The organism is Streptomyces sp. ISL-87, assembly GCF_018614095.1.
In the GTDB taxonomy this organism is placed as follows: Bacteria; Actinomycetota; Actinomycetes; order Streptomycetales; family Streptomycetaceae; genus Streptomyces.
Genome location: NZ_JAGGOY010000051.1, coordinates 32,747 through 45,450, shown reverse-complemented (window position 1 = coordinate 45,450; position 12,704 = coordinate 32,747). Strand labels below are relative to the sequence as shown.

Here is a 12,704-nt window from a genome sequence, read left to right as displayed (position 1 = left end):
GCGTGGGGTGTTACGCGGTCTGCTCCTGCTGCTTGCGCCAGCGGATGCCCGCCTCCAGGAAGCCGTCGATCTCGCCGTCGAGCACCGCCTGCGGGTTGCCGACCTCGAACTCCGTCCGCAGGTCCTTGACCATCTGGTACGGGTGCAGGACGTAGGACCGCATCTGGTTGCCCCAGGAGCTGCCGCCGTCCTTGAGGGCGTCCATCTTGGCCTGCTCCTCCTGGCGGCGCCGCTCCAGCAGCTTGGCCTGGAGGACGTTCATGGCGCTGGCCTTGTTCTGGATCTGCGAGCGCTCGTTCTGGCAGGAGACCACGATGCCGGTCGGGATGTGCGTGATGCGCACCGCCGAGTCGGTCGTGTTGACGCCCTGGCCGCCGGGGCCGGAGGCGCGGTACACGTCGATGCGCAGTTCGCCCTCGTCGATCTCGACGTGGTCGCTGGACTCGACGACCGGCAGCACTTCGACACCCGCGAAGGAAGTCTGGCGGCGGCCCTGGTTGTCGAAGGGCGAGATGCGCACGAGGCGGTGGGTGCCCTGCTCGACCGAGAGCGTGCCGTAGGCGTACGGGGCCTTGACGACGAAGGTGGTCGACTTGATGCCGGCCTCTTCCGCGTACGAGGTCTCGTAGATCTCGGTGGAGTAGCCGTGGCGCTCGGCCCAGCGCAGGTACATGCGCTGGAGGCGCTCGGCGAAGTCGGAGGCGTCGACGCCGCCGGCCTCGGCGCGGATGTTGACCAGGGCCTCGCGCTCGGCGTACTCGCCGGAGAGGAGGGTCCGGACTTCCATCTCGTCCAGCGCCTTGCGTACGGAGACCAGCTCGGTCTCCGCCTCGGCGAGGGTGTCCGCGTCGTCCATCTCCTGGGCGAGCTCGAACAACACCGAAAGGTCGTCGATGCGCCCGCGCAGGGTCTCGGTCTTGCGGACCTCGGCCTGGAGGTGCGAAAGCTTGCTCGTGATCTTCTGGGCGGCTTCCGGGTCGTCCCACAGGGACGGCGCGGCGGCCTGCTCCTCGAGCACGGCGATATCTGCCCTCAGCTTGTCGAGGTCCAGGACGGCCTCGATCGACCCCATGGTCGAGGAGAGGGACTTCAGCTCTTCGGAAACATCGACGACTGCCACGGGTCCAGCGTAGCCGGTCATCGGACGGCCCTGTCCGGCCAGGCTCGATCGCGCCTGTATCAACCCGTTCTGGCGGGCGGGGGTACGGGCGTACGCTCACCGTATGACTGTTCTCCTCGTGAAGCGCCGCCATGTGGACCACATGCGTGTCACCACGACGAGCTGTCCGCCGCCGGACTTTCCCCAAGCCTGATCCACACCGATCCGACTTGGTCCTGTACGCGGTCCCGCGGCCCCGGCGACATCCCTGCCGGCGGCCCCCTCCATCCGCTGCCCCGACATCCCCGGGAACAGGACCCCGTGACATCCCGAAACGGAGCCGTCATGCCGTCCGCGCACACCCTCCCTGTCCTTGACCTCGCCCAAGCCGACGACCCCGCCCAGCGGGGCGACTTCCTGAAGAAGCTGCACGCGGCAGCGAGGGACACCGGCTTCCTGCACCTCACCGGGCACGGGGTCACCGATGCGGAGACCGCCCGCATCCTGGAGCTGACCAGGGCTTTCTTCGCACTGCCGGAGACCGACCGGCTGGCCGTGAGCAATCTGAACTCCCCGCACTTCCGCGGCTACACCAGGATCGGCCATGAGCTGACGGGCGGGGCCTCCGACTGGCGGGACCAGCTGGACGTCGGCGCCGAGCGGCCGGCGCCGGCGCTGGGGCCGGGGGATCCGGCGTACCTGTGGCTGGAGGGACCGAACCAGTGGCCGGCGGCGCTGCCGGAGCTGCGGACGGCGGTGCTGGAGTGGCAGGCGCGGCTGGCCGCGGTGGCGCACCGGCTGCTCCAGGAGCTCCTGACCTCGATCGGCGCCCCGGCGGACTTCTTCGACGCGGCCTTCGCGGACCGGCCCCACCTGCACACGAAGCTGATCCGCTACCCGGGATCCGCGCCGTCGGGAGCCGACCAGGGGGTGGGGGCCCACAAGGACTACGGCTTCCTGACCCTGCTGCTCCAGGACTCGGTGGGCGGCCTCCAGGTGGTCCGGGACGGGGAGTACCTGGACGTGCCGCCGATGGCGGGGGCGTTCGTCGTCAACCTGGGCGAGCTGCTGGAGATCGCGACGGAGGGCTACCTGACGGCCACGGACCACCGGGTGGTGAGCCCGCCGGGGGCGGTGGAGCGGTATTCGGTGCCGTTCTTCTACAACCCGCGGCTGGACGCGGTGGTGGACACGGTCCCGGGTGAGTACCTGCGGTCGGCGCCCGGTATCGCCCACGACGCGTCGAACCCCCTCCATGCGGAGTACGGGCGTAACGAGCTGAAGGGGTGGGTTCGGGCGCACCCGGCCGTTGCGCGGCGCTGGCACCCGGAACTGGTCGAGGCCTAGCCCTCCGGGCCCCGCTCCGCGGGCCTTCCCCTCCCCGCCCCGCCCTTTCTCCGTTTCCCGGGTCAGAGTCCCCGGACCCCCGCCGCACCACCCAGCCTCGCCGGCGTTTGAGGCGCGGGGTCTGGGGCGAAGCCCCAGGGGCTTCAGCCGTCCAGGCGTTCGAGGACCGGGCAGGGCTCCGCGCAGCGGGGCGGCGGCGGCTAGGGCCGGGGGGTGAGGGGGGCGGTGTGTTTGCCGTCCGGGGGCGGTGGGGTGGCCGGGTCGCCGGAGGCGGCGAGCCAGCCGCCCACGCCCAGCGCAGCAGCCAGCAGCACCGCCGACGCCGAAAGCATCAGCCTCCGCTTGCGGACCGTGTCCGCCCGGTGCCGGGCGGAGCCCGGCCGGTGCCCGCCCGAGGGGCGCGGGACGCGGGCCGTACCCAGCGCACCCCCGGCCAGCTCGTCCGGCCCCGGCACCCGCATCGACGTATGGGTGTCCCGGTTGGAGTCCGTCGCAGACCCCGGCACCAGCGGAACCACCCCCCGCCGCCGCACCGGATCGGTGGCCGCGGGCGCCTCCTCCGGGCGATCCGAGGGATCCGGTTCGAGATCGTCCGGCTCGTCCACATCCAGCGGCGGCATCCCGACCAGCAGCGGCAGCAGGTCCCGCAGCCGCGCGGACAGCTCCGACGCCCGCAGCCGCGAGGCCGGGGCCTTGGCCAGGCACTGGACCATCAGCTGCCACAGCTCGTCCGGGATCCCCGGCAGCGGAACGACCGTTTCCGTCACATGCCGCCGCAGCACCGCCCCCGGGTGCCCGCCGCCGAACGGCGTGAACCCGGCCAGCAGCTCGTACAGCACCGTGGCCAGCGCGTATATGTCCACCGCCGCCCGCGGAGGCAGCCCCTCCACGATCTCCGGCGCCAGATAGTCCGGCGTGCCGATGATCCGCGTCGGCGGGGCCATGGCCCGCCCGCCGCCACCAACGCCACCACCACCGACGCCGCCGCCGGTCCCGGAGGTCCGCCGCGGGGAGTCGATCAGCTTGGCCACGCCGAAGTCGGTCAGCAGCGCCGGGTGCGCGCCGCCCGGGCCGAGCGGGCCCTGCATGTCCAGCAGGACGTTCTCCGGCTTGACGTCGCGGTGCACCACGCCCGCCGCGTGCGCCGCCGCCAGCGCGTCCGCCACGTCCGCGACGATCGCCACGGCCGCCTCGGGGGCGAGCCGCCGCTCGCGGTCGAGGCGCGTACGGAGGTCCGTACCCCGGACGAGGGCCATGACGAGGGCGAGGTCGTTGCCGTCGACGACGAGGTCGCGGACGGAGACCACGTGCGGGTGTTCCAGGCCGAGCAGCGCGCTGCGCTCCTGGACGAACCGCCCGACCAGCTCCTGGTCGGACGCGAGGTCCTCGCGCAGCAGTTTGACGGCGACGGGCCCGTCCGGCCCCTCGCCCAGCCACACCGTGCCCGCGCTGCCGCGCCCCAGGATCTGGTGCGCGGTGTACCGGCTGCCGATCTTCCGTGCCACGACTGCTCCCTCAGCGGCTGGCGTACGCACCAAAGCTACGCGGCCGCGTGGGCCTTGGAGGCCAGCAGGGGGCACGATTCGCGGCGACCTTCACTTCTGCGGGCGAAATCACGTCCCAGAAGTCGACAAATCCACGAACTCAGCGCTACAGGGGCGCGGTCACGGGTTGGAGATGCTCTCCGCGGAGTCTCCGACCGTGCTGATCCAGTCGACGGCGTCCGAGCCCCACGTCCACACCTGGTCCCACCAGCCCTTGCCGGTGCCGACCCATTCCTGGAGCGGGGTCAGCTCCCAGACCAGCCAGCCCGCCACGAAGAACACCAGGATCATGACCAGGCATCCCTTGAGGCAGCCCAGGCCCGGGATGCGCACCGGGTTGGCGCTGCGGCGGCGCGGCTCGAGGGGCTCCCGCGGGGCGCGCTGCTGCGGCGGCGGGCCTTGCGGGGGCTGCTGCTGCGGCGGGGGCGCCTGGCGGTACTGGGGCTGCTGGGGCTGCTGCGGCTGCTGGTACTGCTGAGGCTGGCGCTGCTGTTGCTGGTAGTGCTGCGGCGGCGGAGGCGGCGGCGCGTACTGCTGCTGCGGCGGCTGCTGGTACTGCGGGGGCTGCTGCTGGTACTGCTGCGGCGGCGGGCCCTGGCGGTACGGCTGCTGCTGCGGCGGCGGGGGCGCCTGGCGCTGCGGGCGGCGGCGCAGGGGGTCCTCGCTGGGGTCGAGGTACTGGATCTGCGTCTGCTCGTTGCGGTCCCGGGCCGCCTGCATCTGCGACTGCCACGGGTGCGGCTGGTCCGGCTGCTGCACCGGGGGCATCACCGAGGTCGGGTCCGCGGCCGGAGCTCCGGTGCTGGGCAGCACCGAGGTGGCGTCGGCGGCGCCGACCGGCGGCATCACGCTGGTCATGGCGTTCGGGTCGTAGGCACCCATCGGGGTGCCCTGGTGTCCGCCGGGCGTCCGGGTCGCGCCGGCCGCCCCCGGGGTCTCGGGGACCAGCGCCGGCGAGGGGTCGGGGGCGAGCAGCCCGCCGACGCCGAGGGCGGCCTCCACCTCGGCCGGCGAGGAGTGCACGCCGATGCCGGAGGCGACCACGCGCAGCCCGCGGGCCAGGCTCTCCGCGCTCGGGCGCTCGCCCGGCTCCTTGCGCAGGCAGCGCTCGATGACGGTCCACACCGGCTCGGGCAGGGTGGAGGGCCGCTGCGGGTCCTCGCTGAGGTGGCGGTGGAGCACTTCGAGCGCGGTGCCACCGGCGAACGGGGGGCGGCCGGTGACCAGTTCGTAGAGGAGGATGCCGGCGCCGTAGATGTCGACGGCAGAGGTCTGCGGGCGGCCTTCGGCGGACTCGGGCGCGACGTAGGCCGGGGTGCCCACGAACTCGTGGGTGCGGGTCAGGCCCGGGGAGTCGGCGAGGCGCGCGATGCCGAAGTCGGTGAGCATCGGCTTCATCTGGCCGCCGCGCTCGTCGAGCAGCACGTTGGCGGGCTTCAGGTCGCGGTGGACCACGCCGTCGGCGTGGCTGGCGGCGAGCGCGTCCGCGATCTGGGCGGTCAGCAGGCTCGCCGCGACCGGCGTGAAGGGGCCGTTCTGCCGGATGTACTTGTGCAGGTCCGGGCCGTCGATCAGGTCCATGACGAGCGCGAGGAGGTCGCCCTCGACGACGAGGTCGCGGGTGCGCACGATGTTGGGGTGGGTCAGGCGCAGCAGGACGGAGCGCTCGCGCAGGAAGCGCATGACGATGTCCGCGTCCTGGGCCAGCTCCTCCTTCAGGACCTTGATGGCCACGGTCTCGCCGGGCTGCCCGGCGACGGCCGCCTCCGCGCCGGCGGTCTCCCTCTGGCGGGCACGCCAGACAGTGCCCGTGGCGCCGCGGCCGAGCGGCTCCTCGAGCAGGTACTTGCTGCCGACTGGCCGCACGTCTCGCGCTCCCCTGCTGTCGTTGTCTGTCGTTCGTCGTCGGTCGTCGTCGGTGGTGGTTCGGACGGTCCCGACGGGTCTATTTTCCGGCCCACTCTAGGGGGTGTCCCTGGGGAAGACGCCGGGCACCGAGGGTTGGTTGCCGTACATATGTACGAAGAGTGATGTTTGCGGCGTATGCCGAGGCCATTTTCCACCGTTCCCTCGGCTTGGTGTCCGTATTTGTTCGGTGAGCGCACCGGGCCGCGACCGATCAAGATCAATTATCGGCAGGTGCCGGGCGCGTTGTCGGCGACAGGTGCGAGGATGCACCCGTACGGAACGGCGGGGACGGGAGCCCCTCCTTCCGGCAGACCTGACCGGACGACGCGCCGTGCCGGGTGGGGGGTGATCGGGCAGCCATGCCCTGCCGTTCCCCTGCCGGCGCACGCACCGCGCACCGCGCAGAAGGGACCGCTGACGGCGATGCAGATCCGGCTGACCGTCCTCGGGTCGCGCAGCGGCCACCAGGCCGCGACCGCGCCCGCGAGCTGTGACGTGCTCGTCACAGCGCCCCCCGGTACGGCGCTCGCCGCGGTGGCCTCCGGGCTCGCGGCGGCCGTCGCCGGGCCCGACACCGGGGGCACGGTGGTGCTGTACGCCGGTGCGGAGCGGCTGGACCTCCAGCGGCGGGTACTGGGGGAGCCGCCGCTGGTGGACGGGGCGGTGCTGGCGGTGCACGGGCCGGTGCCGGATGTCCTGCCGGAGGAGAGCCTGGGTGCTCCGCAACTGCACGTGGTGGCGGGGCCGGACGCGGGCGGGGTGCATCTGCTGCATCCGGGGGCGGTGCGGATCGGGCGGTCCGCGGACGCCGATGTACCGCTGGACGATCCGGATGTGTCGCGGCTGCACTGTGCGGTGACGGTGATGGCGGACGGGCGTGTGGCGGTCGCCGACCTGAACTCGACGAACGGGACGACGCTGGACGGGGCGGTGGTGGGGGTGCGGGCGGTGCCGTTGCCGCCGGGGGCGCTGCTGCGGGTCGGCGAATCCACCCTCCGGCTCGCCGCCGCGGCCCCCACCGCCCTTCCGGTCACCCCTGACCATGAGGGCCACCTGTCGATCCCGACGGGGCCGAGCTCCGGCTTCGGCTCCAACTCCAGCTCCGGCTCCGGCTCCGGCTCCGGCTCCGGCTTCGGCTTCGGCTCCGGCTCTGGCTCTGGCTCCAACTCCGGGACGGGTCCGAACACCGGTTCCGGGACGGGCGTTGGCTCCCGTTCCGGGGTGGGCATTGGCTCCGGCCCCGGCCACGACTCCGACTCCGACTCCGGTTCCGGGACGGGTCCGGACGCCGGTTCCGGGGCGGACATCGGCTCCCGTCCCGGGACGGGCGTTGGTACCGGCTCCGGCTGGGCCGGGTCGGACGGCCCCGGCGCAGGGCTGCGCCGTGACGCCTCCGGCGCGGGTCAGACCGGCTCGGGCCCGGACGGTGTCTCCGGTGCGGATGCCCAGTACGGCGGGGGCTCCGGCCCGCAGGGGCTGTTCCCCCACCCCGCCCCTTCCCGAAACGGGGGCTCCGCCCCCGACCCCGTCCCGGGGCTGCGCCCCGAAACCCCCCGCCCCGGCGCCTCCGGCGCAGGCCGGCCCGACCCGGCACCCGGCGCCTCCGGCGCGGCCTCGGGGCACCACCCCGGGACACCCGCACCCGGGGCCGACTGGGGCGGTACGCCCAGCTCAGCGGCCGGAGGCCACGGCGGGGAGCGGCCCCGCGGGGCAGGCCCCGGCGCAGGCGCGCCCTCAAGCGACGGGCGCGGGCTCGGGGCCGGCGTTGGTGGCGGGGTGGGCTCTGGGTGGGGCGAGCGGGCCGGGGGTGTGCCCGGCGGTGGGCGGCGGCGGGGGATTGGGGCGTGGGCGCGGAAGTGGGTGCGGGGGGAGGAGGTCGCCGAGGTTGAGGTCGTGGTCGAGGCGGACCCTGCCGTCGTGCCCGACGCCGACGATCCCGCCGCGCTGCTCCTCACCGCGCTCGGGCCGACCGGGCGGTTGTGGTCCCGCGCGCCCGGGGCGCTCGACGTCGGGCTCGGCGCCGGAAGCCGGGTCGCGCTGCGCGAGGCCGGCGCGCTCGGCATCGCCGGGCCGCGGGCCAGGCTCACCGGTGTGGCCCGCTCCGTCATCGCCCAGCTCGCCGCCCTGCACTCCCCCGCCCGGCTGGAGATCGTGCTCGTCTCCACCGACCGGTCCCGCGGCCTCGCCGACCGGCGTCGCGACTGGGGCTGGCTCGGCTGGCTGCCCCACGTACGCCCCGCGCACGGACAGGACTGCCGGCTGCTGCTCGCGTACGACCGCGACCAGGCGGCCGCCCGCACCGGTGAGCTGACCCGACGGCTCGACGACACTCCTCTCGGCGGCAATTGGGCCGCCGCCGACGCCCTCGCCGTCCGGCAGGCCGCCGACGCGTACGAGGGGCCGTACACCCTCCTCGTCCTCGACGGGGATCCCGGCACCGGGGCCCTGCGCGACATCACTGGCCGGATCGCCTCCCACGGCCCCGCCGCCGGGATCCACGTGCTCGCGCTCGCGGAGGCCCCGGCCGCCACCCCCGCCTCGCCGGTCGCCGAGACGTACGAGACGGCCTGCGCGAACAATCCCGCCTTCCGGGACTGCGGTGCGGTCGCCCTGCTCAGCGGTGATGTGGCCACGGCGGTACGGACCTTCGCGGTCACCGCCGGCAGGCCGGTCCCGCCCGGCGAGACGGCCATCGCCGACGCCGTCTCGGCGGCGTGGGCCGAACGGTTCGCCCGGGCGCTGGCCCCGCTGAAGGCCGACAAGGCCGACTCCCCCGGCGCCGGGGGCTACCGGCCCGCGGCCGCCACCCTCCCCCAAACCTCCCGGCTGCTCGACGAGTTGGGCCTGGCCCGGGCCACCCCGGCGTCCCTGATGGCCCGCTGGGCCGCCGCCACCGACCAGGGGCAGGACGTCGGCGGCCGCGCCGAGGTCGTGCTCGGCGCCGGGCGGCGCGGACCCGTCGGGGCCGAACTCGTCGCCGACGGCCCGCACCTGCTCATCGAGGGCCCCGCCGGGAGCGGCCGGACCGAGCTGCTGCGTTCGGTGGCCGCCTCGCTGGCCGCCGCCGCCCGCCCCGACCGGCTGGGCCTCGTACTCCTCGACGGCGCCGGCGGCGAGCGCGGCGACGGGCTGCTGCCCTGCACCGAGCTCCCGCACGTCTCCGCCCACCTCGTCGCCTCCGACCCCGTCCGCATGCGGGAGTTCGCGCAGGCCCTCGGCGCCGAGCTCAAACGCCGCCACGAGCTGCTGGACGGCGTCCCGTTCGCCGAGTGGCACGCCCGCCGCGAGGTCACCGACCGGATGGTCTCGCCCCGCCGGCCCAGCCCCGGCGAGCAGCGCGGCGATCTCGACCCCCAGCGCACCGGCACCCTCCGGCTGCGCGCCGCCTCCGTCCGCGTCGACCCGGCGGCGGGACCCAGCCCGTTGCCCCGCCTGGTGGTACTGGTCGACGATTTCGACGCGCTGGTCGCGCCGGGGCTCGGCAGTACGGGCCGCCCCGCCGCCGGTTCGGTGGTCCGCATGCTGGAGGCGGTGGCGCGCGAGGGTGCCCGGCTCGGCGTGCACCTGGTGGCCACCAGCGCCCGGCCGGACCGTACGGACGACACCGAACTGGCCCGGCTGAGCGCCCTGCGGGTCGAGCTCGACGCACCCGACCGGCCGAGTCCCGGCCGCGGCCGGCTCCGGTACGCCGACGGCACCACGGTCCCGTTCCAGGGCGGCCGGGTCACCGGCCGGATCCCGCGCACCGCGACCCAGCGGCCGACCGTGGTCCCGGTGGAGTGGGAGCGGATGGGTGATCCGCCGGCCCGCCGTCCGGTGCGCGAGCTGGGCAATGGCCCGACCGACCTCGCGCTGCTGGCCAGCGCCCTGGACCGGGCCTCGCACCTGGTCGCGGCGATACCCGTGCTGTTCCCGCCGGCTCCCTGATCAAGCCGCTGCCCACCCCCGTATGCCGGGAGGCGGTATTGCGGGGGTGCCCGGCTCGGCGTAGACCTTGTGGCACGGGACACACCACGAGCAGCAGACAGGCATCGGGGGCACAGCCATGCGCAGGCAGCAGGGAACGAGCCGCACGAAGAGCCGTAGCCGCGTGAAGAGCCGTGGAGGCGGCTACTCCTGTGCGGCCCTCGCCGCCGCGGGCGCACTCGCGCTGACGGCGTGCGGCGGCGGGGACGGCGGCAAGCAGGAGGACCCGCCCCAGGGAGGGGCGGCCCCCACGGGCCAGCGCGTCGAGTTACCGCGGCTGTCCGGCGAGAAGCTGTCGGTAGCGGCGGTCTGGACGGGCCCTGAGCAGGAGAACTTCACCAAGGTCCTGAAGGAGTTCGAGAAGCGGACGGGCGCCACCGTCACCTTCGTCCCGGCCCAGGACCCGATCGTCACCTTCCTCGGCACGAAGATCGCGGGCGGTCAGCCGCCGGACGTGGCGCTGCTCCCGCAGGTCGGCGCGCTGGTCTCGGCGGTGCAGAACAAATGGGCGCAGCCGGTGGGCCCGGAGGCGAAGGCCCAGCTCGACAAGAACTACTCGAACGGCTGGAAGGCGCTGGGCGCGGTCGACGGCACCCAGTACGGCGTCTACTACAAGGCCGCCAACAAGTCGCTGATCTGGTACAACGCGAAGGCCTTCGAGGCGGCGGGCGTGCAGCCGCCGAAGACCTGGAAGGACCTGCTGACGGCGGCCGACACCCTGTCCGCCTCCGGCACCCCGGCCGTCTCGGTGGCCGGCGCGGACGGCTGGACCCTCACCGACTGGTTCGAGAACGTCTACCTCTCGCAGGCGGGCCCGGAGAAGTACGACCAGCTGGCCAAGCACAAGATCAAGTGGACGGACGACAGCGTCAAGCAGGCGCTGACCACGCTCGGCGAGCTGTTCGGCCGCAAGGACTTCCTCGCCGGCGGGCAGAGCGGGGCCCTGGCGACCGAGTTCCCGAAGTCGGTGACGCAGACCTTCACCGGCGGCGACCGGCCGGCGGCCGCGATGGTCTTCGAGGGCGACTTCGTAGCCGTGAACATCACGCAGACCGAGGCGAAGGTGGGCAAGGACGCCCTGGTGTTCCCCTTCCCGGCGGTCGGCGGCAAGGCTCCCGTCGTGTCGGGCGGTGACGTGGCGGTAGCACTGAAGCCGTCGAAGGGCGCGCAGGCGCTGCTGACCTTCCTGGCCTCGCCGGACGCGGCGGAGATCCAGGCCCACGAGGGCGGTTTCGTCTCCCCGAACAAGGCGGTCGACCCGAAGGCCTACCCGAACGACATCCAGCGTGACATCGCCAAGGCGCTGATCGCGGCGGGCGACGACTTCCGCTTCGACATGTCGGACCAGGCCCCCGCCGCGTTCGGCGGAACCCCGGGCGCCGGCGAATGGAAGGCGCTCCAGGACTTCCTGGCGAACCCCTCGGACGTGGCGGGCGCCCAGGCGAAACTGGAGGCGGACGCGGCCAAGGCGTACGGGGGCTGATCCCGTGACGGCGAAGGCCCCGCACCACGCGCGCGCCACCGTCACCGCCGCCGCCGGAGCCGGAAGGTCCGCCGAGGCCCGGCGCCGCCGCCTGGTCGCGGCGGCGTTCCTCCTCCCGGCCCTCGTGCTGCTCGGGGCGCTCGTCGTGCATCCGATCGGCTACTCGGTCTACCGCAGTTTCTTCGACCGCTCCGGCGACACCTTCGTGGGCGGCGGCAACTACCGGGAAATCGTCCACAACGACACCATCCGCACCGCCTTGAAGAACACGGCGCTGTGGGTGGTGCTGGCGCCCACCACGGCCACCGTCCTCGGCCTGATCTTCGCGGTGCTCACCGAGCGGGTGCGCTGGGGAACGGCGTTCAAGATCCTCGTCTTCATGCCGATGGCGATCTCGATGCTGGCGGCGGGCATCATCTTCCGGCTGGTCTACGACCACGACGCCGACCGGGGTGTGGCCAACGCGGTCTGGGTCGGGGTGCACGACACGTTCGCGGAGTCCTCGGCCTTCCCGAAGGCCCGGCCCGGCCGGGAGTCCCCGCTGGTCCCGGCGGCGGGGGGCGCCTTCGTGACCCGTGATCCCGTACGGGCCGGCGTACCGGCGCTGCTCCCGCTGGTCGGCGTCGCCCCGGAGGCGCTGCCCGAGGGGACCCGTACGGCGAAGGCCGCGGACCCCGAGCCGGGCAAGGTCACCGGCACGGCCTGGCAGGACTTCACCCGGGGCGGGGGCGGCCGTACGAACACGGTCGACCCCACCGAGTCCGCGTTCTCCGGGATGCGGATCGAGGCGGTCAAGGACGGCAAGGTGGTCGACTCGGCGACGGCTCGCGCCGACGGCACCTTCACCCTGTCCGCGAAGGCCGACGGGGCGCTGCTGCGGCTGCCCGCCTCGAACTTCCGGGAGGCTTACGCGGGGGTGGAGTGGCTCGGCCCGGCGCTCGTCACCCCGGCGGTCATCGGGGCGTACGTGTGGATGTGGGCCGGGTTCGCGATGGTGCTGATCGGGGCCGGGCTGGCCGCCGTACCGCGGGAGCTGCTGGAGGCGGCCCGGGTGGACGGGGCGAACGAGTGGCAGGTGTTCCGGCGGATCACCGTGCCGCTGCTGGCGCCCGTGCTGGCGGTGGTCCTCGTCACCCTCGTCATCAACGTCATGAAGATCTTCGACCTGGTCTTCGTGATCGCGCCGGGCGCGGTGCAGGACGACGCGAACGTGCTCGCGCTCCAGCTGTACCGCACCTCCTTCGGCACGGACGCCGATCCGGGGCTGGGCAGCGCCATCGCGGTGCTGCTGCTGGTGCTCGTGGTCCCGGTCATGCTCTACAACATCCGCCGCATGCGCCGGGAGGCCCGCCGATGA

Annotated in this window: 7 protein-coding genes; 4 read left to right on the top strand and 3 right to left on the bottom strand. The window is 74.0% G+C overall.

What is annotated here, in order from left to right:
* Positions 1-10 precede the first annotated feature (10 nt).
* On the bottom strand, positions 11-1,120 hold the full coding sequence (gene prfB / locus J7I97_RS19645; protein WP_214936646.1) for a peptide chain release factor 2: 1,110 nt from the start codon (positions 1,118-1,120) through the stop codon (positions 11-13).
* 324 nt (positions 1,121-1,444) lie between these two features.
* Between prfB and J7I97_RS19640 the strand changes: the two genes are divergently transcribed.
* Positions 1,445-2,446 carry an isopenicillin N synthase family oxygenase gene (locus tag J7I97_RS19640; RefSeq protein WP_214936644.1) on the top strand — a complete coding sequence of 334 codons (1,002 nt, stop codon included), beginning with the start codon at positions 1,445-1,447 and terminating at the stop codon, positions 2,444-2,446.
* Between the two features lie 200 nt (positions 2,447-2,646).
* Here J7I97_RS19640 and J7I97_RS19635 read toward each other — a convergent pair whose 3' ends face one another.
* Positions 2,647-3,951 carry a serine/threonine-protein kinase gene (locus J7I97_RS19635; RefSeq protein WP_214936642.1) on the bottom strand — a complete coding sequence of 435 codons (1,305 nt, stop codon included), beginning with the start codon at positions 3,949-3,951 and terminating at the stop codon, positions 2,647-2,649.
* A gap of 159 nt (positions 3,952-4,110) precedes the next feature.
* Positions 4,111-5,856, bottom strand: a complete 1,746-nt coding sequence (locus tag J7I97_RS19630; RefSeq protein ID WP_214936640.1) for a serine/threonine-protein kinase — start codon at positions 5,854-5,856, stop codon at positions 4,111-4,113.
* 465 nt (positions 5,857-6,321) lie between these two features.
* Here J7I97_RS19630 and J7I97_RS19625 point away from each other — a divergent pair, with 465 nt between their 5' ends.
* The 3 genes from J7I97_RS19625 (at position 6,322) to J7I97_RS19615 (ending at position 12,704) form a co-directional block, all read left to right on the top strand.
* Complete coding sequence (locus J7I97_RS19625; protein WP_214936638.1) at positions 6,322-9,825, top strand: FHA domain-containing protein; 3,504 nt, start codon at positions 6,322-6,324, stop codon at positions 9,823-9,825.
* Positions 9,826-9,943: 118 nt separating this feature from the next.
* Positions 9,944-11,347, top strand: a complete 1,404-nt coding sequence (locus J7I97_RS19620; protein ID WP_214936636.1) for an ABC transporter substrate-binding protein — start codon at positions 9,944-9,946, stop codon at positions 11,345-11,347.
* 4 nt (positions 11,348-11,351) lie between these two features.
* A complete protein-coding gene (locus J7I97_RS19615; protein ID WP_214936634.1) occupies positions 11,352-12,704 on the top strand; it encodes an ABC transporter permease subunit in 1,353 nt (450 codons plus the stop codon).